Source organism: Martinezella multihospitum (assembly GCF_900094585.1).
Classification (GTDB): domain Bacteria; phylum Pseudomonadota; class Alphaproteobacteria; order Rhizobiales; family Rhizobiaceae; genus Rhizobium; species Rhizobium multihospitium.
In genome coordinates, this window is the sequence record NZ_FMAG01000001.1 from 161,014 (window position 1) to 185,011 (window position 23,998).

The following is a 23,998-nucleotide window of genomic DNA, read 5'->3' on the forward strand; positions in this document are numbered from 1 at the left end:
CTCATAGCCGCCGGCCGCTACTACGCCTTGTACGCCAAACCGATACTTTTTTGACATGAAAGGTGGTATCTTTGGTCAAATGTGCAGTGCGGCATGACGAACTGCATCGCCAAAATTGCTCTTCCGGCAGTAAACCGGATCAGTCGAGGTCGTCGCGAATACAGGCCTTGAACTGCCCCGGCGCGACTTCCCGCAATTGCGGAATTGTGGTGGCGCAAGCGTCAAGAGCATGGGGACAGCGCGTGCGGAAGACACAGCCGCTCGGCGGGTTTGCCGGACTTGGAATATCGCCCTTCAGGATCTGCCGGTCGCGTTTGGTGGCAAGGTCCGGCGAAGGGATGGCTGATAACAAGGCACGCGTATAGGGATGGGACGGTCTGGCGTAGAGATCGGCGCTTGCAGCAATCTCCATGATCCGCCCGAGATAAAGCACGATGACGCGGTCGCAGAGATATTCCACCACGGCGAGATCATGCGAGATGAAGAGCATGGTGAGCGCCAGCCGCTGTTGAAGGCCGCGCAGCAGATTGATGACCTGTGCCTGAATGGAGACATCCAGTGCCGAGACGGGTTCATCGGCGACGAGAAATTCCGGCCCGAGCGCAAGTGCGCGCGCAATGCCAATCCGCTGGCGCTGGCCGCCAGAAAATTCATGGGCATAGCGATTGATGGCATCCGCCGGCAGATCCACCTGTTCAAGGGCCGCACGCGCCCGATCCAGCCGATCGAGACGGCTGCCGATGCGCTGGATCTTCAGACCTTCAGTCAATATCTCGCCGATGGTCATGCGCGGCGACAGGCTGGCGAAGGGATCCTGAAAAATATACTGCATGCGCGGTCTCATGCGCCTGAGATCGCCAGCGCCAAGCCCGGTCATTTCCGTGCCGTCGAAGCGTACGCTGCCCGCCGATGGCTCGATCAAGCGCAGGATGGACCTGCCGATCGTCGTCTTGCCACTGCCGGATTCGCCGACGAGACCCACCACTTCGCCTCTCCCGATGTCGAAAGAGATATCACGAAGGATGGAAAGCCTTGCGCCGCGGGACACATAGTCCTTGGCGAGATCGCGAACGGAGACGAACGCTTCGGTCATCTAAATCTCCCGCCAACGGATGCAGCGGCTCGCATGGCTTGCGTCGACAGTTTCGAGAAACGGCACCGCTCCGCTGCAAGCCGGGATCGCATGGGCGCAACGCGGCGCGAAAGCGCAGCCGGAAGGCATTCGTGTCAGCCCCGGCACGACGCCGGGAATGGCGTATAGCGGCTCTCCGGCCTGCCGCATCCGCGTTGCCTCACCGAGCCGCGGCATGGAAGCCAAAAGGCCGCGCGTATAGGGGTGTTTCGGATTGCGGAACACCGCTTCCGTCGGCCCTTCCTCGACGATCCGGCCGGCATACATGACGGCAACGCGATCGGCGATCTCTGCCACCACGCCGAGATTATGCGTGACGAATAGGATCGCCATGCCGCGCTCCCGCTGCAGCCGCTGCAGGAGATCGAGGATCTGTGCCTGTATCGTGACGTCGAGCGCCGTCGTCGGCTCGTCCGCGATCAGCAGTACAGGATCGCAGGCAAGCGCCATGGCAATGGTTGCGCGCTGGCGCATGCCGCCGGACAATTCATGCGGATATTGCCTGACGCGGCGTTTCGCATCGGGAATTCCGACGCTCTCCAACAGCGCGATCGCCTCACGTATCGCTGTTGCACGATCAGCCTTGCGGTGGATGCGGATCGGCTCGGCAATCTGATCGCCGATTGTCAGCACCGGATTGAGGCTCGACATCGGCTCCTGAAACACCATGCCGATATCGCCGCCGCGGATCTCACGCATACGGCTGTCGTCCAACGCCGCAAGATCGCTGACGATACCCTGCCTGTCCCGCAGCCTGATGCTGCCGGCCGCGATCTTCCCAACATTGCGCGTCAGAAGCCGCATCACGGAAAGGCTCGTCACCGACTTGCCCGAACCGGACTCGCCGACCAGCGCCAGCGTCTCGCCCGCGTCGATGGTCAGGTCGATATCCCGCACCGCGGTCAACTCGCCGCCGCGGGTGCGGAAGACGGTCCTGAGTCCCCTGATATCGAGAACGGGTTGGGCAGCCGGCGCTATCATAACTACAGCAGCCCCGTATTTTTCAGGATCACATCGATCCTGGCTGTCTCCTCGGCATTCAGAGCCGCGCGCGGACGGGGCATGACCGCGGTATCGATGATGCCGAGGCTCTTCATCGCCGTCTTGAAGGCACCGATGCCGGCCGCACCGCCGCTGACGCGGCCCTGTGCGACCCAGACGATCTCGAACAGGCGGCAAAGCCTTTCCTGCTCGCGCCGGGCCGCGGCCCAGTCACCGCGCTGTGCGGCATCCCATAGCCGCACATAGCCATGAGGATCGACGTTGGCGATACCGGGCACCACGCCATGCGCGCCCATCAGAAGTGCATTGTCGACGACGATTTCGGAGCCCGTCATCAGGAAGATATCCTTATGATCGGCAAGATCGAGCAGCGCATAGCGGAAATTCCCGTCATCGCCACTGGAATCCTTCAATCCGATGATGGTCCTCTCCTTTGCGAGCGTCACCACCGTCTGGCGTTGCAGTTTTACATTCACGCAGACCGGGATGTCATAGGCCACAAGCGGTACATCGACGGCATCTCTTATGTAGCGGAAGTGATCCAATATCTCGGACTGGCTGGTCACCGTGTAGAACGGAGCGGTGACCACGACGGCGTCGGCGCCGGCCGCCTTGGCGATTTTCGAATGCGCGATCACGCGGTCTGTCGTGGGGTCGATGACGCCAACCAGCAGCGGCACCCGACCGTTCACGACCTTGGCGGAATGCTCGATAATCTCGCGCCGCGTCTTTTCGTCGTGGAAGACGACTTCGCTGGTGGAGCCCAGCACGAAGACGCCGTGGCAGCCGCCGTCGATGAGATGCTCCAGCACCCTCGTATAGGATGGGTAATCCACGGTGAAATCGTCGTTCAGCGGCGTTACGACGGGAGGCACCACGCCCTTGAATTTACTCATTGTCTCTTTCTTTCCTGGGTTCAACGAAGCTCGGCACGCGGATCGAAGGCATCCCTCAGCCCGTCGCCGATGAAATTGATGGCAAGGACGGCCAAAACCAGCGCCGCGCCGGGAAACAGCCATTGCCAGGGATATTGCTCGAGAACGGCGGTGGAGCGGGCAGCATTCAGCATATTGCCCCAGCTCGCCGCGGGCGGTGCGATGCCGAGACCGAGAAAGGAAAGCCCGGCCTCCAAGAGGATCGCATTGGCGACCTGCGTCGTGGCGTAGACCACCAGAATATCGATGCAGTTCGGCATGCCGTGGCGCAGCAGCAGGTGCGGCAGCCCGGCGCCCATGCCACGCGCGGCCGTCACAAAATCACGTTCACGCAGTTCGAGCAGCCTTGAGCGCACCATGCGGGCCAGCAGCGGCCAGGACAGAAGCGATATGACTGCTATCGTCGGCAAGATGCCGGTGCCGGTGATGGAGGCCAGCACCAGCAGGAAGATCACCGGCGGCAAGGTCATGACGAGATCGACGAAGCGCATGCTGAGCGCATCCGCCCAGCGGCCGGCAAAGGCAGACACGAAGCCGAACAGAAAGCCGATAATGGCCGAAATGACTGTGGAACCTGCCGCAACCATCAGCGATATCCGGCCGCCTTCGAGCACCCTGGCAAAGACGTCACGCCCGACGCCGTCCGTTCCGAACCAGTGCGTCGCATTGGGCGGCGCGTTCATGGCCAGGAGATCGATATCGTTGGGCTGGAACCGCCACCATAGCGGATATGTGGCGATTAGCACCAATAACGGCACGGCAATGCAGACGCCGAAGAGGGCGGCACCATTCAGCCGGAAGCGATCGAATGCCCGGGCAAACGGGCCGTGGCTTGGTCGTTCGGTTCGTGCCAGCATCGCTCAGCCCACCTTGATGCGCGGATCGATCACCGCATACGCGAAGTCGGTCAGCAGGTTGACGATGATGACGCAGGCGCCAATGACAAGCGTCGCCCCCATGATGACGGGATAGTCGCGCGACGTGACCGCATCGACGAGCAGCAGGCCCATGCCCGGCCAGTTGAAGACGCTTTCGATGAAGATCGCGCCGCCGATCGCCAGCCCTATGGTCGAGCCGATGACCGTCACCACGGGCAGGAGCGCATTGCGCAGGGCATGCTTGACGATCACCCAGAATTCGAACACGCCCTTGGCCCGCGCCGTCCGCACATAATCCTGATTGAGGACTTCCAGCAGCGACGCCCGCATATAGCGCATGATGAGTGCGGCTTGAGCAATCGCCAGAAGCGAAGCCGGCAGGATGAGATGCCAAAGCAGGTCGCCGATGGAAAAATCCTCGCCGGGCGTCAGCATGCCGCCCGAGGGCAGCCAGCCGAGACGCACGGCAAAGATATAAAGACCAAGAAGCGCGCTCAGAAAGGCAGGGCTCGATATGCCGGCGAGCGCCAGCACGGAGAGCGAGATATCCGTGACCGAATTGCGTCTGACGGCACCGATGACGCCTGCGGCAATGCCGGCGACGATCGCCATGATCAGGGCCGAGCCCATCAGCAGCACCGTCGGACCGATACGAGACAGAACCAGCGTCAGAACAGGCTGATCCAGCCGCTTGACGGAATAGCCGAGATTGCCTTGCAGCGCCTGCAGCAGCCAGCCGACATATTGCAGCGGCAGCGGCCGATCCAGCCCGAGGCGCTCACGCAAATCGGCCATGGCAGCGGGAGATAAAGGCGTGCTCGGGTCGATATAGGCATCGATCGGATCGCCCGGCGTCAACCGCAACAACACAAAGACCAGCATGCTCAAGGCGACGAGCATGCCGATGCCGATTACAAGACGCCTGAGACCATAGTGAAGCATATCGAACCTGCGTTTCAAGGAAGGCGCCGGCCACAGAATCTGCGGCCGGCTCAAAACCTAGTTTGAGAGCTTCCACGCTTCGGGATGCGCGATGTAGGGGCCACCGCCGGGCGCCGGCGTCCAAATGAAATCCTTCACCTTGGACGAAACCACGCCATAGCGGTTCGCCACCCACATGGTCGCCCAGGGCAGGTCCTTGTTCATGATCTTGCAGACATCCTGGTAGCGCTGATCGCGCTTGCCGGCGTCCGTCTCGGCAATGGCGGCATCGAGCGCCTTGGTCAGATCGGGCATGCGCGCCCTCACCACATTGGCACCCGCCGGCGGGATCTGTTTTTCGTTGAGCCCGGTGTTGATGTTGCTTGGATCTGGCCCGTTCTGCAGGCCGGCATAGACGAGCTGGAACTGCGATGCGTCGGCATTGGGGTTGAGCACGATACCATTATAAGTCGGTGCATCGACGGCGCGCGGCACGACATTGATACCGACCTGCGCCAGCATTGCCTGCACGGCCGCCAAGACGTTCGTCGCAAGCGGCGTGTTATAATAGGTCAGCAAGGTGATCGGCTTGTCGCCGTTGATCTCGACCCAGCCGGCTTCATCGAGCAATTGCTTGGCCTTGGCCGGATCGTAGGGATAGGCTTCGATACCATTCGGAACCAGCTGATTGGCGACATAAGCGCAATTGGCCGGCTTTGCCGCGCCGCCATAGAGGCTCTTGATGATCGCATCGCGATTGATGGCGTACATGACGGCCTGACGGACGCGAAGATCCTTCCACAGCGGCGAATCCTGGTTGAAGCCCAGATAATTGACGACGAAGGAATCGCCCTCGATGACCTCAAAGGACTTGTCGTCCTTGAAGGTCGGAACATCGTTGGAATCGACATAGGTGAACTGGATCTCGCCTGCCCGCAGCGCCGAGATTGCCGCGGCCGGATTGGCGAAATAGCGATTGATCAGCCGATCGAGAACCGGCTTGCCGCCGCGATAATCCGGATTGGCTGTCAGCTCGACATATTGATCCTGCACATATTTGACGAATTTGAATGGCCCCGTCCCGATGGGCGACGTCGACCACCACGTGCTCTTCGCGAGCTGATCGACGGGCACGGCCGCAAGCGCATGTTCGGGCAGAACCATGATCTTGGCCAGCGTATCGAGCAGGCTCGCCGAAGGCGCGGAGAGCTTGATGACAAGCGTATGATCGTCCGGCGTCTCGACGGATGACAGGAGTTTAAAACGGGCGGCAAAGATCGAGCCGGTCTTGGCATTGGCCGCAAGATCGATGGTGAATTTGGCGTCCTTGGCCGTGAAGGCCTTGCCGTCGTGCCACTTGGCATCGGCAAGCCTGAACCTATAGGTCAGCTGATCTGGGCTCACCTCATAGGAGGATGCAAGCACGCCGACGATCTTCTGCAGCTTTTCATCGTAGCTGACCAGCGGCTCGAAATAGGTGCTGAGCCAAGTGAGACCGGCGGTTGCCGCCAGCGGATTGAAGTTGCCCTGGAAGCCGCCAGGGCCGACATCGAAGCCCCCAGACATGGTTGCAGCGGCGGCAGATGCGGCCACGCCGCCTAAGACAGGCATCGCAGTTGCCGACAGCAACGCTCCCAACGCGATTGCCGGCAGATGAAAAGCTTTCCTCATGATGATCCTCCTCCCGTGTTTGCGATCGCTATTTCTTCTTGTTGTTGGCGATCACCTGCGAAATTCCCTCGTAATGGCGGTCGAGGCGCATGCGCACCTCCTTGAGATTTTTGGATTCCAGCGCATCGACGATCGCCTCATGGTCACGCCAGGTGGCCATGGGGTCGACATCGTCGAGATCGAAGAAGCGGGACGCCTTGTAGAATGCGAGCCAGAAGACATCGATCAGACGAACGAAGGTCTCGTTGCCCTGGCAGCGAAACAGCAGGCGATGAAAGAGCTGATCGTCTTCGGCAAAGGGTTCGCCACGTTCGGCGTGGGCACGCATGCGGTCGGTCGTGGCGCGCAGTTCCGCCAGATCCTCAGGTCCGATCATGTCGAGCGTCTTGCCGATCAGGCCCACTTCGAGCGTGCGGCGGATTTCCAGCACCTCCTCCATGTGCCGCAGCGCATCACCGAGCCCGTAGGCGAGATTGTCGAGCAGCGGCGCGAAGGAGAATGCCTTGACGAAGATGCCGATGCCGCGGCGCGTCTCCAGTACACCGAGGGATTCCAGCGCCTTGATACCTTCGCGCAGAGAATTGCGGCTGACGCCCAATTGCGCCGCGAGCTCCCCCTCGGCCGGCAGTATCGTGCCCGCCTCAAGACTGTTGTCGGCGATATAGCTGCGCAAACTCTCCTGCACGGAGACATGCAGCAACGGTGCGCGCGTCAAAGGCTGAATGACTTTTCCGACCATGAAACCCAAGCTCCTCGGGACATGGCGCGCAACCTATTGACTTGTAGGATATCCGTCAAGAGGATAGGCTAATTGAAACTAGGCAATAGCCATCGCCGCCGAATTTAATATCCGGAGGATTCCGAGACGCAGGCAATGAAAGGGGTCAAGCCATGCCAAGCCGAGAAAATCAGCTTGGTGATCTTCTCCTGATCGCCTCAGCCTTCTTTAGCAAACTCGGCTTCGGTCCTTGGCGGCAGGAAGCCTCAATTTGTTGCATGAGGCACGTCCGCCTCCGGCAAGCGAACAAGCTTGCCTTCCTCGGCCTTGTAGAAGTACTGGCTCGCAACCAGCCATCCCTTCAACGGTCGCAATGGCGGAATGCAGGTCGCCAGCATGAAGGGGCCAGTCACCAGAAACTGCACCCAGACTGGCGCCGAGAACGCCACCTCCAGCCAGACGCCGAGAAGCACGCTCGGGATGCAGGCAAAGCAGATGACGAAGAAAGCCGGTCCATCGGCGGGATCCGCGAAGGAATAGTCGAGATCACATGCTTCGCATTGCTTGCGAAGGGTCAAGAACCCATCGAACAATCGCCCCTGCCCGCAACGCGGGCAACGACAACGAAGGCCGGTCTTCAGTGGACTCAGCGGCGGATATTCGGCATCCATGACAGCATCACTCCTGAATCAATCTTCCAAGGGCAAGCAATCAATAGTCAGATTGCATGCATTCAATATAAATATAATGAATGCATTCTATACGTCCATTTGGCAGAATGACGCAGCGGCAATTTCGGCAAATGAAGGGAATAGGTGCGGTACGGAGCCTGCGCCCCTCCAATCAATAGCGATGTTGCGCCCGAAGGCTAGAAAAAGGAGGCGGCCAATTCCGGTGGCCCCTGCAGCGCATGCGCCATGAAATTCAATGCACCCTTCAAGGTCTCGCGGCCTATTGGGCCACCGAGGCAAACGCGCACGGCCTCCGGCGCCATGCCGTCTACCGTGAAGGCGTCGCTTGCGACAACGCCGATACCTGCATCGCGCATATGGCTACCGAAGGTGGCCCGCGTCCAGCCGCTACCGAGCGGCAGCCAGATGTTGAAACTGATGGGATCGGCCCGATAGCTGCCTGATGGCAATATGTCAGCAACCATCTCCTGGCGGGCGGCGGCCTCTGCGCGAATGAAACGCAGAATGCCATCGGCGGTACCGTCTTTGATCCAGCGCGTCGCAAGCGCCATATTGAGCGGCGACGCCATGACATTGCTGCTCCGCATCGCACTCACGAAGGGCCATATCGACCGCGTGTCCGGTGCCACGACGAAGGCTAGGCGCAACCCCGCACCGATGCACTTCGCCAACCCACCGATATGCCAGGTCAGCTCCGGTGCGATTGCAGCCATTGGCGCTGGCGCATCCAGCGGAATGAAGCCATAAGCATCGTCCTCGATGATCGGCACACGATATTTGCGGGCAATCGCGGCAATGGCTTCGCGCCGCGCCTGCGGAATCGTCAGCGTCGTTGGATTCTGCAGTGTCGGGTTGAGGTAAAGCGCCTTCGGTCGCAGGCGCTCGCAGCTTTCTTCAAAGGCTTCCGGCAAGACACCTTCGTCATCCATCGCCAGGCCTGAGAGATTGAGCCGCAGCTGCGCCGCAATCGAACGCATGCCGGGATAGGTGATATTTTCAGAAAGCACGGTTTCGCCTGGCTTGGCCAAGAGGCCAAAGATTGCCAGCAAGGCCGGGTGCGCGCCGGGTGTTACGAAGATGCGCTCCTGCGCCGGGGTGAGACCGCGGCGGCTGAGCCAGGTTGCGGCAGCCTCCTTGTCCATAACCATGCCGCCAAATCCCTGATACCGCAGCAAGGGAATAAGATCGACCGCTACGGCCGACATGCCCTCCTGCATGCGAGCAAGAAGATCCGGATCGCTCGGTTCTGGCGGCAGATTCATCGAAAAATCGATCGCGGATGCACGACGCGGATCGGAAGCAGCGTCGAGAGCGAAATTTCGGCGCTCCCTCCCCTGCCTGCCGGTCACGAACGTCCCGCGTCCAACATGGGAATCCACCAGCCCACGCTTCTGCGCCTCGACGTAGCCGCGCGCAACGGTCGTAAAATCGATGTTGAGACGCTTGGCGAGCGCGCGTTGCGGCGGCAGCCTGTCGCCGGCAGCAAGAACGCCGCTGCGCAAATCCATCTCGATCAGGTCGGCTATGGCAATGTAGCGGGGGCTGGAGGAGCGGCTGAGATCGGGATGCCAGTCTTTCATTTCATGCTCCGCACGAGACCGGACCTGAGCTGAAACTCCGGCCGACATTGATTGCATATTATTGCATACAATTCCCGCTATGTGGAGCTATCGGCCCCACTTTTCATCCCCGAGAACACCAAATGCTGCAATATTCTCGATCCATGAATGCCTTGGCCAGCCGATGTTCCCGTAATTGACGGCATGACAAAGCTGTTTGATCGCCTCGGCATCGAGAAACCCGAAGGCCTATATCCCTGTTATCGCGATTCGTCCTTGCAAGCGCGGCACGTCGGTTTTGGGCCGGCGTGCCGATCATATGGCAAAGTTCCATCAAGGATGGGATGTCTCGCTCATTTTTCTTGAGCGCCCGCGGCTTTCGCTTTCGCTTGATCATCCACCAGCTCGTACCACATTGCGTTGAGGACGGCGAATGCTGCCGCGAGAGGGAAGCCGAGAAGCCAGGCAAAGTACCACATGCGAAATCTCCTTACAGATCAGTAGGCGTGACCGCTCTTGTCGTTGACCGTCTCCTCATCGACCTTGCCCCACAGCACGCGATAGACCCATGCGGTATAGGCGAGCACGATCGGCAGGAAGATGATGGTGACGACGAGCATGATGAACAGCGTCAGATGACTGGACGAAGCGTCCCAGACCGTGAGGCTGGAGCGCGGATCGAGCGACGACGGCAGGATGAAGGGAAACATCGACAAGCCCACGGTCGAGATGATGCCGAAGATGGCAAGCTTGCTGAACAGCAGCACGGTCACTTCGCGCCGGCCGAGCATGGCAAGCAAGGCCGCTGCTGCCCCCACGAAGCCAAGAGCCGGTGCGATCATCATCCATGGATGGCTGCCGTAGTTGGCAAGCCATGCGCCCGCGCTGTGTTCGACCGTCTTCAGAAGCGGATTGGACGGGCCTTCGACATCGATTGCACTGGCGATGCGATAGCCGTCTATATCAATCCAAAGGAACAGGCCGCCGAGCGCAAAGAGCACGATTACGGCCAGGGCCGCCACGATGCCGAACCGACGCGCGCGTTCGGCAACAACCCCATCCGTCTTCACGAGAAGCCAGGCGGCACCGTGCATGACCAGCATGGCAACCGACAGCAGGCCACAGAGGAGCGCATAGGGGTTCAGAAGCGCGAAGAAGGAGCCTTCGTAGAAGATGCGCATATCGTCGTCGAAGCGGAAGGGCACACCCTGGAGCACGTTACCGACCGCCACGCCGAAGATCAGCGATGGAACGAAACCGCCAATGAACAAGGCCCAGTCCCAGCCCGTCTTCCAGCGGGCGCTATCGCGCTTGGAACGGTATTTGAACGCAACCGGCCGCAGGATCAGGGCAAACAGGATTACAAACATCGCGAGATAGAAGCCGGAAAAGGATACGGCATAGAGTGGAGGCCAAGCGGCGAAAATCGCCCCGCCGCCGAGGATCAGCCAGACCTGGTTGCCTTCCCAGGTCGCGCCGATCGAGTTGATGGCGATGCGCCGCTCCGTATCCGTCTTGGCGACGAAGGGAAGGAGCGTGCCGACGCCGAGGTCGAAGCCGTCGGTGACGGCAAAGCCGATCAGAAGCACGCCGAGAAGCAGCCACCAGATGATGCGCAGGGTTTCATAGTCGATCAATTCATGCAGGATCATGGCAGGTCACTCCGCAGCCGGAACGAGGTTTTCGGAAATCAGCTTGGCCTCCGGTTCGTCGTCCGGTTCGGGGCCTTTGCGGATCGCCTTGATCATCAGCGTCATCTCGATGACGATGAGGACGGTGTAGAGCGCGGCAAAGCCAAGGATGGTGAGAAGCACAGTGCCGGCGCCGAGATTGGAGACGGCCGCGGCCGTCGGCAGCACGCCTTCGATGATCCACGGCTGACGGCCGAATTCCGCAACGACCCAGCCAAGCTCGATGGCGACCCAGGGCAGAGGAATGGCGAAAACCGCGATCCTCAGCAGCAGCGGATATCGATCCAGTTTCCGCCGCGCCGAAAGCCAGAAGAAGACCGTCATCAGCAGGATGAAGAACATCCCAAGGCCGACCATGATGCGGAAGGACCAGAAGAGCGTCGGCACATTCGGAATGGTATCGCGAGCGGCCTGCGCGATCTGCTCCTCCGTTGCCTGGCGTGGATCGTCGATATAGCGCTTGAGCAACAGAGCATAACCGAGCTCATGGCCGATATCCTCGAAGGAGGTGCGCGCGGTGGCCACGTCCTGCGAGACTTCGCCGGGCGTTGCCGGCTTGGCAGCGCGGATCTTCACCAGCGCATCATAGGCCTTGATGCCCTCGCGAATACGGTCCTTGGCCTGTTCTTCGAGCTTGTCGATGCCAGGGATTTCCGTCGTCAGCGATCGCGTCCCGATCAGGCCCATGGCCCATGGAATATGAATGGCATAGTGCGTCTCGCGGGCCTCCTGGTCTGGAAAGCCGAAGGCGGTGAAGGCGGCCGGCGCCGGTTCGGTCTTCCACATCGCCTCAATTGCCGCGAGCTTCATCTTCTGATGCTCGGTCGTCAGATAGCCGCTTTCATCGCCAAGCACGACGACCGAAAGCGCCGAAGCCAGGCCGAAGGATGCGGCAACCGTCATCGAGCGCTTCGCCAGCTCGACGCTGCGGCCCTTCAGAAGATACCAGGCTGAGACACCAAGCACGAAGACCGAGGCACAGACGTAGCCCGCCGAGACGGTGTGAACGAATTTCGCCTGCGCCACCGGATTGAAGACGACGTCGAAGAAACTGACAATCTCCATGCGCATGGTCTGCGGGTTGAGCGCCGAGCCTGCCGGGTTCTGCATCCAGCCATTGGCGATCAGGATCCACAAGGCCGAGAAATTCGAACCAAGCGCCACAGCCCAGGTCGCGACCAGATGGCCGACTTTCGACAGCTTGTCCCAGCCGAAAAAGAACAGGCCGACGAAGGTCGCCTCGAGGAAGAAAGCCATCAATCCTTCGATCGCCAGCGGCGCACCAAAAATATCGCCGACATAATAGCTGTAATAGCTCCAGTTCATGCCGAACTGGAATTCCATCACAATGCCGGTGGCGACGCCGAGCACGAAGTTGATGCCGAAGAGCGTCCCCCAGAACTTCGTCATCTGTCGCCAGATCTGGCGACCCGTCATGACGTAGGTCGTCTCCATGATGGCAAGCAGCACGGAAAGGCCGAGCGTCAGCGGCACGAATAAGAAGTGATACAGCGCCGTCATGGCGAACTGCAGGCGCGACAGCGCCACGATATCGAGTTCCATAGTCTTTCTCCCACCCCCTACGGTGTGTCTGACAGGAATGCGGCGCCATTCGACGCGCCGCGGGCATGTTGACTACCCCTCAATCCGGCCGCAGCCGATCGAGAAGCATTTCGAATTCCGATGTGCCGCGTGCAGCCATGGCGACGATGCGACCGTCGTCCAGAGCGACGATGCGGTCTGCCAAGGCAGCCTCACGGCGGATATGCGTGGCGATGACGAGACTGCGCCCATCGACCACTGAGGCCAGTCGAGCGAGCACGGCACGGGCCGTGGCGGCGTCGAGGCCTTCCGTCGGCTCATCGAGAAGCCAGAGCGGCGTATCGCGCAGCAGGAGCCTTGCGAGCGCCAGCCGGCGAAGCTGACCACCGGAGAGGCCACTGCCGCCTTCGCCGAGACGCGTTGAAAGGCCATGAGGGAGTGCGTCGATGTCGTCAAGTAAGCCGGCCGTTGCGAGCGCATCGCGCAGCCGATTGTCGTCTGCATGAGGCGCCGCCAGCTTCAGATTGCCCCGCACCGTGTCTCGAAACAGCTCACTACGCTGCATCAGCGTCGCAGCAGCTTGACGAGCCACCGAGCCGCTCGTCGCGGCAATCTCGCCCGCCAGCAGGGCCAGCAACGTCGATTTGCCGACGCCGCTTTCACCCACGACCGCCAGCCGTTCGCCGACCGGCAGTGATAGAGACAGATCGCTGAGGACTGGGCGGAAAGCTCCCTCGCGTCCGGCGGCGACAGCGCTGAGTTGGAAGGCGTAGCCGGCGACCGGTTCAACCCGCGGCATGGGAGCGGCGGCCGGGTTCAATCGAGGCGCGATGCGCCTTGCGGCCAGTAGGGTTCGTCCAAGTTCCAGCGCCCCTCGTCTAAGAGCCGCAAAAGGTTCCGTGGCGGCGAAGGCGATAAGCAGCGCGAAGGCGGCGGCAGGCGCGCCAATCGTTCCCTGCTTGGCAAGCAGGGCAACCACAAGCAGCGTCGTCGTCAACAAGAATGTCGATCCGAGAGAAAAGCCCGCAGCAACACCACTGTCGATTCTATTCAAGGCGCTGTCAGCCTCCGCCAATCGCTGATCCGCTTCGACGATCGCCGCCCGTTGTGCCTGCAGCTGTCCGGCCATCGCCAGATCGGTCTGACCGGCAACAAGGTCGACAATCCGGGCACGCAATGCTTCCATCGCGTGGGCGCGGCGACGCCCTGGCTTCAGCGCCAGACGCGCCGCGACAATAGAAAGACCAAGACAGAGCGCGACAAGCCACAGCCCTGTCATGACGCCGAACGACGGATCGATGAAACAGAGCGCGATCGTCACTGCAATAGCGGCGAGAACCGCAACTACGGCTGGCACAAGCACGCGCAGATAGAGGGAATCAAGCGCATCGACATCATTCGTCAGGCGGAACAGCAGCTTTGCCGGCCGGCGGATCATCGCCGCAGCCGCGGAAGGCTCCGCCCAGCCGCGAAACAACCTCTCGCGCAAGGCGGCAAGAACCCTGAGGGTCGCGTCATGCGTAACAAGCCGCTCGCCGTATCGAGCAGCCGTCCGGCCGATTGCGAGCAGGCGTATGCCGGCCGACGGCATAAAGACGTCGAAAACCGCAGCACTCGCGACCGTCAGGCCGGCAAAGGCCGAAGCGGTGATGAACCAGCCGGACAGTCCCAGCAGCCCGCCGCCGGCGAGCATGGCCAGCACGGACAAGCCGGCGCCGAGAGCAAGGCTCGCGCCACGCTCGACCCAGAATAGCCTGACCAACGGTAGAAGGGTCTTGAGCGACGTCTTCATGCCGCTGCCCTCCGCGCCCGCTCATCGAGCCGGACGATGCGATCCATTCGCGCGGCAAGCACGGGATCATGCGTGGCGACGATCAGGACGCGGCCCTTGGCGAGCGCGAGCAGCGTATCCGTGACTGCGGCGGCCGTCCGTGCATCGAGATGAGCGGTCGGTTCGTCCGCGAGAATGATATCGGCCCGTTCATCGACCATCATGCGCGCCAGCGCCAGTCTCAGCGCCTCGCCACCGGAAAGACCGAGCCCTCCCTCACCGACCGCAGCTATCCGTTCCGGAGTAAAGACCCGATCGAGAGCAACGCCTTCGAGAGCCGAAGCGACGGCGGGAGCGTCGATGTTGCCGCGCCCCAGGCTAATATTGCGTATGACGCTGCCGGCAAAGATATGCGGCGATTGACCGATCCACGCCATGCGGTGGCGCAACGCATCGGCCGTGTCGTCACGCAGCGGGATGCCGCCGATCCTGATGGCACCGGCCTCCTGTCGCGCAAGACCAGCAATCAGCGACAGAAGCGTGGTCTTGCCCGAGCCGCTGGCACCCCAGAGCGCCACATGCTCCCCGGCCTCGATAGAAAGATCGAAATGATCGATTGCGGCGTCTCGCTCCTGCATATGGCGAAAGACCAGTGCTTCGATATCGACGAAGGCCTCGCTTGTCGGCGTCGACGATTGCAGGTCGGCGCCGCCGAGAATGGTTTGGCGCGATGATGCCAGCTCTCTCAAGGCCGAAAGTGCCGCCTCGCCATTGGCGCGGTCATGCCAAACGGCGGATAGCTCCCGCAGCGGCTCGAAGAAGGCAGGCGCCAGCAGCAGGATGAAGAGACCCTGCGTCAATGTGAGACGACCATCCCAGGTGCCGATTTCGATCGAGCCCAGGAGGCTGAAGCCGACATAGACGGCCGTCGCGGCAACGCCGAGCGCTGCGAAGAATTCGAGTACGGCCGAAGACAGGAATGCGATCCTCAACACAGCCATGGTGCGCAGCCGCAGCGAGTCCGCATCGGCACGCAGGCGCCGGGCCGTAAGATCGACGGCGTCGAGCGCGCGAATGGTCGCAAGGCCGCGAAGGCGATCGAGCAAAAAGACATTGATGCCGCCGGTCTCGGCAAGCTGCTTCTCGCTGGCGGCCTTGGCGCGCCAGCCGATCAACGCCATGAAAATCGGAATGAGCGGCGCGCAAAGCGCGAGGATCAGCGCTGCCAGCCAGGAAATCGGCAGGATACAGATGAGCATGACGAGCGGCACCAGGCTTGCTCTCATGCGGGTCGGACGGAAGCGCGCGAGATAGGGAACGACCGCCTCCGCCTGCTCGCCCAGCACACTTGCCGCCAAGCCGGATGCCGGCCTGCCGCTGTCGAGCGGGGAACGTGCGGCAAGAGCTGCAGCTGCGGCTAAGCGCTGCGAGCTCAGCTCCCGGCGCGCGGCGAGAAATGCGAGCCGGCCACCCGCCGCATCCAGACAGGCCCGCAGGACGCCGATACCCGCAACCACCGCGGCTGGAACCGCAACCTCGCCGACGCCGCCACCTCGACTGATCGCCCCAACACCGACCGCAAGCATTGCTGCCTGGCCGATCCATCCGAGGGAAGACAGGCAGAGCAGCGCTGATGCAAGGCCGAGGCCGCGACACTTTGCGGCCATCGGTTCCTTCGCCGCCTTGTCGATAATCAAACTCTCCGACGCAGGTGGGTTCGCAACCTTGCGTCTTTCCAACATTCCATCGGTGGCGGAGGAGGCTGTCACGTGAGCCCGTCCTTTCCAAGTCAGTGTCATCAAGGAGGGTCCGCCGACCAGTAAAGATCGAATGATCTACATTGCAGACCATCAATCTTTCGTCGAACCCAGAACGCACTTGCCGCAATCGACGATATCGGAGCCCCAATATGACTGGCTTTCTGCCTCTTGTCAGCGACAAGAATAGCAGCGCCCGTCTCGCCGATGGGTTGATCCCATGGCAAGTTGTTCGCGACATGGTTCTAAGGCAGTTTGTGCACTGCGCAAAAGCGTGCAGGATGTCGCAGGGCTTCGCCACAGCCATGTCAGATTGACGCAGAAGCCCATGATATTTCTAGGTTGTTGTGATAGTGGCGTCTCATCGTCCGGCAGCTAAACCGTTTGCACTGCAGCAATTTTCCTCGATTCTGACGTCTGTTCGGGAAGCGCGAATCCACCGCCGCTCACCATCCGGTCGGAGATGAAACCCGCGACCATTTGACCTCTATTGCGGTAAACTTAGTGCCAAGCTGGCGAATCACCCGATCGAATGGACCGCGCCGACTGCAAGACGAGCAATCATCGACCCAGGGCACACAGACGAGGGCCTATAGATATATAAGGTTTGCATCATACCGGCAACGAGACTTGACGGATGCCACCGTTATCGATGTGTTGGATACGCGTTTGCTTGTCCGGGCAAGTTTAACCGGAGAGATTGCAAGCGACGCCGAAGAACTGCTTCGGGCCGAGACGTTTTGGGAGAATGCAATGTATGACAAGATCATTTGCGCAATTGGGCTGGGCTCGCGCGAGCGCGCCGAACGCTTGTTGCGAACGTCTCAGGCACTTTTATCTCCAGGCGGCGAATTGACGGTCGCGCACGTTATCGAGCGTTTCCCCTCCGGGCGCGAAAGCCCAGACGATTGGGCTGTTTCAGTGATCACGGAGGCTGAGGAAAAACTCGATGCTCTGTGCAGGCGTCTTGGCATTACCGCCTCCGTCGATGTGCGCATGGGCACGGCATCGAAGACGCTGCTGACCGTCGCCAAGGAGAAGAAGGCCGACCTCATCATTCTTGCGACGCATACCTCCGATATTATCGATCGCATATTCGGTTCGACGGTCGAATATGTCATCCGCCACGCAGAATGTTCCGTCCTCGTCGAGCGAGCCGATAAATCGCACGACGATACGGCAAGGAAAGCGACCACAGCGAAGAAGGCATAGCGGGCATATCGTGCAGGAATTCTGTCGAGACACAGCGTGGTTACGGTTTGCGCTGCCCCGCAGTGATGCTACATACCCGCTCCGACCTCAAATCCAAGACGAGTTGAATGACCGAATCCGCCATCACCTGGAGCATCGCCGGCCTGACCGCCCTCGGTGTCGTCACACGCCCATTCCGATGGCCGGAAGCGATCTGGGCGGTTCTCGGCGCAGCACTTCTTGTCGCCCTCCGGCTCATCGGCCCGGCCGACGTATGGGCGGGTATATCCAAAGGATTCGATGTCTATCTGTTCCTGATCGGCATGATGCTGCTGTCGGAGCTCGCGCGGCGCGAAGGGCTCTTCGACTGGGTGGCGGCGATCGCCACTTCACATGCCAGGGGCTCTCCTCGCCGGCTGTTCGTACTCGTCTATGTTGTCGGCGTGGTCGTAACGGTATTCCTGTCGAATGACGCAACCGCCGTCGTGCTTACGCCGGCCGTTTACGCAGCCTGCCGTGCGGCGCGGGTGAAGGACCCCATGCCATATCTGCTGGTCTGCGCCTTCATCGCCAATGCCGCGAGCTTCGTGCTCCCGATCTCCAATCCGGCCAATCTGGTCATCTTCGCCGGCGGCGAGATGCCACCCCTGTCGCGTTGGATGCAGACCTTCCTGCTGCCATCCATCGTTTCGATCATCGTCACCTTCGCCTGTCTTTACTGGACGCAGCGACGTGCACTGGCGGAAGACACGATCTCCCGCGATGTCGGACAGCCTCTCCTCTCCCACAGCGCCCGGCTGGCAGGATGGGGACTCGTGGTCACCGCCCTCATTCTGATCGTGGCGTCGGCCATGAATTTCGATCTCGGCATCCCGACATTTGTCGCAGGCCTCCTCACGACCGTCATCGTTCTCGCCCTTACCCGGCAAAATCCGCTGGAGACGCTTCGTGGCATAAGCTGGAGCGTAATACCTCTGGTTGCGGGCCTCTTCGTGATCGTCGAGGCTGTCAATCACACCGGCCTCACCGCTCTTCTCTCCGAAAAGCTGGCACTGCTGGCGGCTCAGTCACAGACACAGGCGGTCGGAGCTGCCGGGCTTTCCGTTGCGATCGTCTCCAACCTCGTCAACAATCTGCCGGCCGGCCTTTTCGCCGGCAGCGCCGTACAGGCAGCCCATGTTCCTGATTCCATTGCCGGCGCTGTGCTGATCGGCGTCGATCTCGGACCCAACCTGTCGGTAACCGGCTCGCTCGCCACCATCCTCTGGCTTGCCGCTCTTCGCCGCGAAGGGCTCCACATGGGAGCACTGGCTTTCCTGAGGATCGGCGCTCTCGTGATGTTTCCGGCCTTGATCCTCTCGCTTGCTGCCCTCGCACTGATCTGACAGCGAACAACATCGGGTTTATAGACGACCGGTCGATTATTTGTTACGGACCGCTCATGATGACGAAGAAGAAATCAGAGCTGACTCGGAGCCATATTCTTGCGATCGGGCGGGAACTGGTGCTGCGCAAGGGTTTCGGAGGCGTGGGCCTGAAGGAGCTGCTCGAACAGAGCGCCGTGCCGAAGGGCTCATTCTACTACTATTTCGCGTCCAAGGAGGCCTTCGGCTGCGCCCTGCTGAAGCAATATTGCTCTGACTATGCGGAGAGGCTCGATGCGCTCTTCGGCTGGAAGGGCAATGGCCGCCAGCGCCTGATGCACTATTGGGATGCCTGGCTTTCCGATGGCAATACGGCCAGCCTTGCCGATCGGTGCCTGGTCGTAAAGCTTGCCGCCGAGATCTCCGATCTTTCGGATAATATGCGCGTGATCCTGCTCGGCGGCGTCGAGGATCTCATTCGCCGCCTCACCAAAACAATCACCGAGGGGCGCGAGGACGGTTCGATTTCACCGTCCTGCATCCCCGAGAAGACGGCTCGTTCGCTCTACAGCCTCTGGCTCGGGGCAGCGATCCTGGCCAAACTTGGAAAAGACAAGACACCGCTCGACCAGGCCATGCTCGCCACCGAACAAGCCCTTTCGGCACCCGGCAGCATTTGATCCAAAGCAGAACCAGCATGTCAACACGCAAGGAAAATAAAATGCGCAGTGCCATCCACGATGTCTTCGGCGATCCGGCTGCGGTCCTTTATCTGGCCGACATGCCATTGCCGGAGCCCGCCGCCGGAGACGTGCGCATTCGCACCATCCTCTCCCCCATCCACAATCACGATCTTTGGACCGTGCGTGGCGCCTATGGCTACAAGCCGATTTTGCCAGCCATCGGCGGCAGCGAAGCGGTCGGTTTCGTCGATGCCGTCGGACCGGGTGTCGACAAGACATTGATCGGCAAGCGGGTCGTCGCGGCTGGAGTCCATGGCACCTGGGCCGAACAATTCACCGCGCCGGCGGCAAGCCTTGTTCCAGTGCCCGACGTGATTTCCGACGAAGCCGCAGCACAGCTGATCGCCATGCCGTTTAGCGCCATTTCGCTGCTGGAATCCCTCAATGTCGAGCGCGGCGACTGGATCATGCAGAATGCCGCAAATGGCGCGGTCGGCAAGACCCTTGCCATGCTGGCCCGCAGCCGCGGCATACACATGATCAATCTCGTTCGGCGCGATGGCGGCATCGACGAGCTGTCCGCATTCGGCATCGGCAACGCCGTCTCGACTGCCGCGACCGATTGGAAGGCAAAGGTGCGTGCCATGGTCGGCGACGCGCAGATTCGCGCCGCGGTGGACTCCGTCGGTGGTGTTGCTAGCAACGACCTGGCCGATCTCCTTGGTGAAAACGGCCTGCTGGTTTCCTTCGGCACCGCGGCCGGCAAGCCGATGCAGATCGCCTCAAGGGCCGTCATCTTCAAACAGCTCACGATCAAGGGCTTCTGGGGCACCAAAGTCAGCGCCGCAATGCCGGCGGAAGAGCGCCGGCGGCTGATCACCGAATTGATCACGCGCGTCGCTTCCGGCGAAGTCAAGCTGCCGGTGGAAGCGTCCTATGACATCACGGAGATCGCGGAAGCGGTGAAATCCTCGCTGGCGCCCGGCAAGGCAGGAAAGGTTTTGCTGAAGCTATAGACCTCCCCGCGCCATGGCGTAGCAACCGGCGCAGGGAAGTGGAGCGGCATCACGGAGCACGGCCAGCTCGATGGCCGCTCCCTGCGAGCGATTACGCAAAAATTCGCAGAATTGCTCTTGTCCCTCTAGTTACTAGAGGATGTAGCAGTGGTTCCAAGAGAAAATTTGGAACCGAAACATGACGTCGACAACACAACAGAGCCGCTATCGCGTAGAGGGCATGGATTGCGCTTCATGCGCTGCGAAAATCGACACAGCCGTTCGCCGGCTGCAGGGTGTCGAGGATGTTTCCGTCTCGGTCACCGCAGGCACCATGACGGTCAAGCATCAGGGCGATCCCGATCTGCTGCCCAATATCGCCAAGCGGGTCACGGGACTGGGCTACAAGGTTTTCCCGCTGCCGCAAAGCAATGCCGCCGCGCCAAAGGTCGAAGAGAGCAACCATGCCTGCGGCTGCGGACATGATCATCACGATCACAAATCGGATGCCCATAATCACGATCATGACCACGCCGGGCACGACCACGATCACCACCATGATCATGATCACGGAGACCACGATCATGGCGCCGCCGGCCATCGACATGATCATTCCGGTCATAGCCACGCCTCTGAAGTGCCTGATGCCGCGGTTGCTGGCCTTCATGGTCACGATCATGCGCCGACCACCGGACCGTGGTGGAAATCCGCCAAGGGTCGCCTAACCATTGCCAGTGGCTTGGCGCTTGCCGTTGCCTGGGGGATCGGCAAGCTGGTTCCTGCACTGGATGTCTGGATCTTTACGGCCGCCATGCTTGTGGGCTTGTTGCCGATCGCCAAGCGCGCCTTCATGGCCGCACGGGTCGGAACGCCGTTCTCGATCGAAATGCTGATGACGATCGCGGCCATCGGCGCCGTTATCATCGGTGCTAGCGAAGAAGCCGCAGCCGTCGTCTTCCTGTTCCTGATCGGCGAGTTGCTGGAAGGCGTCGCCGCCGGCAAGGCGCGCGCCAGCATCCAGTCCCTGACGGATCTGGTGCCCAAAACCGCCCTTCTTGAGGAGAATGGCAAGACCCGCGAAGTGCAGGCCGAAAGCCTTGCCGTCGGCGCCACCATCCTGGTTCGTCCGGGCGACCGCATTCCCGCCGACGGCGTCATCCTTTCCGGCGAAAGCGCCATCGACGAGGCGCCGGTGACGGGCGAAAGCACGCCTGTACGCAAGGGCGTGGATGCAACCGTCTTTGCCGGCACGGTCAACGGCGACGCTGCACTGCGCGTCCGAGTAACAGCAGCGGCATCCGACAATACCATCGCCCGCGTCGTCAAGCTGGTTGAAGAGGCGCAGGAATCGAAGGCTCCCACCGAGCGTTTCATCGATCGCTTCTCCCGCTATTACACGCCAGGTGTCGTCGTTGTCGGCGCACTCGTCGCCGTCATCCCGCCTCTGTTCCTGGGCGGCGGCTGGAGTGAATGGGTCTACAAGGGCCTGGCGATCCTGCTGATCGGTTGCCCCTGCGCCCTCGTCATCTCGACGCCGGCGGCAATCGCAGCCTCGCTCTCGTCAGGCGCTCGCCGCGGCCTGTTGCTGAAGGGCGGCGCCGTGCTCGAAAATATCGGCAAGGTCACCGCCGTCGCTTTCGACAAGACCGGGACTCTCACCGAGGGCAAGCCAAAAGTCACCGATATCGTCGGTCTCGGCATGAGCGATAACGAGGTGCTGCGATTGGCAGCCGCGCTCGAAACCGGCTCCAGCCACCCGCTCGCCCGCGCCATCCTCGACCGCGCGGCTGAAGCCGGAACGGATATCCCTCAGATCATCGATGCCAAGGCAATCGGCGGCAAGGGCGTGAGCGGCACCGTCGAGGGTATCGACGTGTTCCTCGGGTCGCCGCAGGCAGCTGCCGACAAGGTTTCGCTGACCGCCGAGCAGTTAGCCCGGATCGCTGCGCTCAACGACGAAGGAAAAACCGTTTCCGTTGTCGTCGCCAAGGGGAGCGCCGCCGGTCTGCTCGCCATGCGCGACGAGCCGCGGGCAGATACGGCCGCCGGTCTCAAGGCGCTGGCCGATGCCGGCATCAAGACGATCATGCTGACGGGCGATAACCAGCGTACGGCGCAGGCAATCGGCAAGACGCTCGGCATCGAGGTCAGGGCGCAGCTCCTGCCCGAGGATAAACAGCGGATCGTCGGCGACCTGAAGCGGCAGGGTTTTTGCGTTGCCAAGGTCGGCGACGGCATCAACGACGCGCCTGCTCTCGCGGCAGCCGATGTCGGGATCGCCATGGGCGGAGGGACCGACGTTGCGCTGGAGACCGCGGATGCCGCCGTGCTGCATGGCCGTGTCGGCGATGTCATCGAGATGATCGATCTTTCCAAGCGGACGATGAGCAATATCGGCCAGAACATCACCATCGCGCTCGGCCTGAAGGGTGTGTTCCTGGTGACCACGATCGTCGGCATCACCGGTCTCTGGCCGGCGATCCTCGCCGATACCGGCGCAACCGTACTGGTGACCATGAATGCGCTGCGCCTGCTCGCCCTCCGGCCTCGCCGGGTAGCCGCCTAGGCTATCTATGGGCGCCGATCGACAAGTCGGCGCCCTTTGCAACATTTCACCTCAGGACTTCTGAACGGAGAGGTAGCGGCGCGGCGACAGGCCGAATGCCTTCCTGAACATGGCGATGAAGCTGCTGGCACTCGCATATCCCAGGCTGTCCGCCACCTCGGCGATCGGTTTGCCCGCACTCAGATATTCAAGCGCAAGCAGCAAGCGCGCCTGCTGCCGCCAATGGGCGAAGGACATGCCGGTTTCGACATTGAAGAGCCGCCTGGCGGATCGTTCGGATACTCCCGCCCGCAGCGCCAGCGCATGAAGGGTCTCCTCGCTGGCCGGTTCCTGCAGTACGGCTTCCGCGATGCGCAAAGCGCGCCGGTCCGCCGGCATAGGCAAATGCAGGCTTTCGCGCGGTGCGGCCCGAACCTCGTCCAGCAAAACGGCTGCGAGACGACGCTGCTGCGGTGAGAGCTTTTCCTCCCAGTGCCATGTCGCCGCGCGGCGCACCAATGCCCGCAAAACCTCGCTCACGCTCAGAACACAGGGTGTCGCCGGCAATCCGGCGCTGGCGTCCGGTGTCAGCAGGATGCCCCAGCCGCTCAGCACGCCGTTGATCGCCGCTTTGTGCATGACACCGGGCGGAATCCAGCCCGCACGCTGCGGCGGCAATAGCCAGGAACCATCAGGTGTATCGACACGGACGAGCCCGCTTTCGATGCAGAAAAGCTGCCCGCGGCCATGCACGTGCCAATCATATTCCTGAGTGCCGAGACGGAAGGCGCTACCCGGTTCATCCGATCCCCAGAAGGCGATCAGCGGCGGCCCGTCGAGACGGTCGCCAATATCTTCGATGTCCATGTTTCGTTTGGCCGCTTTACAACATTTAAAGACCGAATGTCGTTATCACGCTCTGGCGTCCTCAGGCTATCTTTCTCTGGCAAG

Annotated in this window: 20 protein-coding genes; 5 read left to right on the plus strand and 15 right to left on the minus strand. The window is 61.3% G+C overall.

Annotation, left to right across the window (positions count from 1 at the left end):
* Positions 1 to 139: 139 nt before the first annotated feature.
* From GA0061103_RS00715 to cydD, 14 genes are all read right to left on the minus strand, one after another.
* Positions 140 to 1,093, minus strand: a complete 954-nt coding sequence (locus GA0061103_RS00715) for an ABC transporter ATP-binding protein (protein WP_092706152.1) — start codon at positions 1,091 to 1,093, stop codon at positions 140 to 142.
* Positions 1,094 to 2,113, minus strand: a complete 1,020-nt coding sequence (locus GA0061103_RS00720) for an ABC transporter ATP-binding protein (RefSeq protein WP_425349446.1) — start codon at positions 2,111 to 2,113, stop codon at positions 1,094 to 1,096.
* 2 nt (positions 2,114 to 2,115) lie between these two features.
* Positions 2,116 to 3,030 carry a dihydrodipicolinate synthase family protein gene (locus GA0061103_RS00725; protein ID WP_092706153.1) on the minus strand — a complete coding sequence of 305 codons (915 nt, stop codon included), beginning with the start codon at positions 3,028 to 3,030 and terminating at the stop codon, positions 2,116 to 2,118.
* Between the two features lie 20 nt (positions 3,031 to 3,050).
* Complete coding sequence (locus GA0061103_RS00730; protein ID WP_092706154.1) at positions 3,051 to 3,926, minus strand: ABC transporter permease; 876 nt, start codon at positions 3,924 to 3,926, stop codon at positions 3,051 to 3,053.
* Positions 3,927 to 3,929: 3 nt separating this feature from the next.
* Positions 3,930 to 4,889 (minus strand): ABC transporter permease, encoded by a 960-nt coding sequence (locus tag GA0061103_RS00735; protein WP_092708466.1) that lies wholly within the window; start codon positions 4,887 to 4,889, stop codon positions 3,930 to 3,932.
* A gap of 57 nt (positions 4,890 to 4,946) precedes the next feature.
* Positions 4,947 to 6,539 (minus strand): ABC transporter substrate-binding protein, encoded by a 1,593-nt coding sequence (locus GA0061103_RS00740; RefSeq protein WP_092706155.1) that lies wholly within the window; start codon positions 6,537 to 6,539, stop codon positions 4,947 to 4,949.
* Positions 6,540 to 6,567: 28 nt separating this feature from the next.
* On the minus strand, positions 6,568 to 7,278 hold the full coding sequence (locus GA0061103_RS00745; protein ID WP_092706156.1) for a FadR/GntR family transcriptional regulator: 711 nt from the start codon (positions 7,276 to 7,278) through the stop codon (positions 6,568 to 6,570).
* 245 nt (positions 7,279 to 7,523) lie between these two features.
* Positions 7,524 to 7,928, minus strand: coding sequence for a DUF983 domain-containing protein (locus GA0061103_RS00750; protein WP_092706158.1), 405 nt, complete (start codon positions 7,926 to 7,928; stop codon positions 7,524 to 7,526).
* Positions 7,929 to 8,125: 197 nt separating this feature from the next.
* The gene (locus GA0061103_RS00755) at positions 8,126 to 9,529 is read right to left on the minus strand and encodes an aminotransferase-like domain-containing protein (RefSeq protein WP_092706159.1); all 1,404 of its coding nucleotides are present in this window, start codon (positions 9,527 to 9,529) and stop codon (positions 8,126 to 8,128) included.
* 332 nt (positions 9,530 to 9,861) lie between these two features.
* Positions 9,862 to 9,987 carry a cytochrome bd-I oxidase subunit CydX gene (gene cydX / locus GA0061103_RS00760; RefSeq protein WP_092706161.1) on the minus strand — a complete coding sequence of 42 codons (126 nt, stop codon included), beginning with the start codon at positions 9,985 to 9,987 and terminating at the stop codon, positions 9,862 to 9,864.
* Positions 9,988 to 10,005: 18 nt separating this feature from the next.
* The gene (gene cydB, locus GA0061103_RS00765; RefSeq protein WP_092706163.1) at positions 10,006 to 11,160 is read right to left on the minus strand and encodes a cytochrome d ubiquinol oxidase subunit II; all 1,155 of its coding nucleotides are present in this window, start codon (positions 11,158 to 11,160) and stop codon (positions 10,006 to 10,008) included.
* A gap of 6 nt (positions 11,161 to 11,166) precedes the next feature.
* Entirely contained in the window at positions 11,167 to 12,762 is a 1,596-nt protein-coding gene (locus GA0061103_RS00770; RefSeq protein ID WP_092706165.1) for a cytochrome ubiquinol oxidase subunit I, read from the minus strand.
* A gap of 79 nt (positions 12,763 to 12,841) precedes the next feature.
* Entirely contained in the window at positions 12,842 to 14,533 is a 1,692-nt protein-coding gene (gene cydC / locus GA0061103_RS00775) for a thiol reductant ABC exporter subunit CydC (RefSeq protein WP_092706167.1), read from the minus strand.
* Entirely contained in the window at positions 14,530 to 16,179 is a 1,650-nt protein-coding gene (cydD, locus tag GA0061103_RS00780; protein WP_425349464.1) for a thiol reductant ABC exporter subunit CydD, read from the minus strand. The genes cydC and cydD overlap by 4 nt, the downstream gene beginning before the upstream one ends.
* Positions 16,180 to 17,022: 843 nt before the next feature.
* Between cydD and GA0061103_RS00785 the strand changes: the two genes are divergently transcribed.
* The 5 genes from GA0061103_RS00785 to GA0061103_RS00805 all read left to right on the plus strand — a co-directional run bounded on the left by GA0061103_RS00785 (position 17,023) and on the right by GA0061103_RS00805 (position 23,068).
* Positions 17,023 to 17,481, plus strand: coding sequence for a universal stress protein (locus GA0061103_RS00785; RefSeq protein ID WP_092708472.1), 459 nt, complete (start codon positions 17,023 to 17,025; stop codon positions 17,479 to 17,481).
* Positions 17,482 to 17,588: 107 nt separating this feature from the next.
* A complete protein-coding gene (locus GA0061103_RS00790) occupies positions 17,589 to 18,845 on the plus strand; it encodes an arsenic transporter (RefSeq protein WP_092706169.1) in 1,257 nt (418 codons plus the stop codon).
* Between the two features lie 56 nt (positions 18,846 to 18,901).
* Entirely contained in the window at positions 18,902 to 19,504 is a 603-nt protein-coding gene (locus GA0061103_RS00795) for a TetR/AcrR family transcriptional regulator (RefSeq protein WP_092706171.1), read from the plus strand.
* Between the two features lie 41 nt (positions 19,505 to 19,545).
* Positions 19,546 to 20,523 (plus strand): zinc-binding dehydrogenase, encoded by a 978-nt coding sequence (locus GA0061103_RS00800; protein ID WP_092706173.1) that lies wholly within the window; start codon positions 19,546 to 19,548, stop codon positions 20,521 to 20,523.
* Between the two features lie 178 nt (positions 20,524 to 20,701).
* Positions 20,702 to 23,068 (plus strand): heavy metal translocating P-type ATPase, encoded by a 2,367-nt coding sequence (locus GA0061103_RS00805; RefSeq protein ID WP_092706175.1) that lies wholly within the window; start codon positions 20,702 to 20,704, stop codon positions 23,066 to 23,068.
* Between the two features lie 51 nt (positions 23,069 to 23,119).
* Here the strand turns inward: GA0061103_RS00805 and GA0061103_RS00810 are convergent, their stop codons facing one another.
* Positions 23,120 to 23,914 carry an AraC family transcriptional regulator gene (locus GA0061103_RS00810; RefSeq protein ID WP_092706177.1) on the minus strand — a complete coding sequence of 265 codons (795 nt, stop codon included), beginning with the start codon at positions 23,912 to 23,914 and terminating at the stop codon, positions 23,120 to 23,122.
* Positions 23,915 to 23,998: the final 84 nt, after the last annotated feature.

What these genes read in the sequence shown, in the direction of transcription:
- GA0061103_RS00715 (WP_092706152.1), bottom strand. Translation starts at nt 1,093, where the DNA reads ATGACCGAAGCGTTCGTCTCCGTTCGCGATCTCGCCAAGGACTATGTG.
- GA0061103_RS00720 (WP_425349446.1), bottom strand. Translation starts at nt 2,113, where the DNA reads ATGATAGCGCCGGCTGCCCAACCCGTTCTCGATATCAGGGGACTCAGG.
- GA0061103_RS00725 (WP_092706153.1), bottom strand. Translation starts at nt 3,030, where the DNA reads ATGAGTAAATTCAAGGGCGTGGTGCCTCCCGTCGTAACGCCGCTGAAC.
- GA0061103_RS00730 (WP_092706154.1), bottom strand. Translation starts at nt 3,926, where the DNA reads ATGCTGGCACGAACCGAACGACCAAGCCACGGCCCGTTTGCCCGGGCA.
- GA0061103_RS00735 (WP_092708466.1), bottom strand. Translation starts at nt 4,889, where the DNA reads ATGCTTCACTATGGTCTCAGGCGTCTTGTAATCGGCATCGGCATGCTC.
- GA0061103_RS00740 (WP_092706155.1), bottom strand. Translation starts at nt 6,539, where the DNA reads ATGAGGAAAGCTTTTCATCTGCCGGCAATCGCGTTGGGAGCGTTGCTG.
- GA0061103_RS00745 (WP_092706156.1), bottom strand. Translation starts at nt 7,278, where the DNA reads ATGGTCGGAAAAGTCATTCAGCCTTTGACGCGCGCACCGTTGCTGCAT.
- GA0061103_RS00750 (WP_092706158.1), bottom strand. Translation starts at nt 7,928, where the DNA reads ATGGATGCCGAATATCCGCCGCTGAGTCCACTGAAGACCGGCCTTCGT.
- GA0061103_RS00755 (WP_092706159.1), bottom strand. Translation starts at nt 9,529, where the DNA reads ATGAAAGACTGGCATCCCGATCTCAGCCGCTCCTCCAGCCCCCGCTAC.
- cydX (WP_092706161.1), bottom strand. Translation starts at nt 9,987, where the DNA reads ATGTGGTACTTTGCCTGGCTTCTCGGCTTCCCTCTCGCGGCAGCATTC.
- cydB (WP_092706163.1), bottom strand. Translation starts at nt 11,160, where the DNA reads ATGATCCTGCATGAATTGATCGACTATGAAACCCTGCGCATCATCTGG.
- GA0061103_RS00770 (WP_092706165.1), bottom strand. Translation starts at nt 12,762, where the DNA reads ATGGAACTCGATATCGTGGCGCTGTCGCGCCTGCAGTTCGCCATGACG.
- cydC (WP_092706167.1), bottom strand. Translation starts at nt 14,533, where the DNA reads ATGAAGACGTCGCTCAAGACCCTTCTACCGTTGGTCAGGCTATTCTGG.
- cydD (WP_425349464.1), bottom strand. Translation starts at nt 16,179, where the DNA reads ATGGCCGCAAAGTGTCGCGGCCTCGGCCTTGCATCAGCGCTGCTCTGC.
- GA0061103_RS00785 (WP_092708472.1), top strand. Translation starts at nt 17,023, where the DNA reads ATGTATGACAAGATCATTTGCGCAATTGGGCTGGGCTCGCGCGAGCGC.
- GA0061103_RS00790 (WP_092706169.1), top strand. Translation starts at nt 17,589, where the DNA reads ATGACCGAATCCGCCATCACCTGGAGCATCGCCGGCCTGACCGCCCTC.
- GA0061103_RS00795 (WP_092706171.1), top strand. Translation starts at nt 18,902, where the DNA reads ATGATGACGAAGAAGAAATCAGAGCTGACTCGGAGCCATATTCTTGCG.
- GA0061103_RS00800 (WP_092706173.1), top strand. Translation starts at nt 19,546, where the DNA reads ATGCGCAGTGCCATCCACGATGTCTTCGGCGATCCGGCTGCGGTCCTT.
- GA0061103_RS00805 (WP_092706175.1), top strand. Translation starts at nt 20,702, where the DNA reads ATGACGTCGACAACACAACAGAGCCGCTATCGCGTAGAGGGCATGGAT.
- GA0061103_RS00810 (WP_092706177.1), bottom strand. Translation starts at nt 23,914, where the DNA reads ATGGACATCGAAGATATTGGCGACCGTCTCGACGGGCCGCCGCTGATC.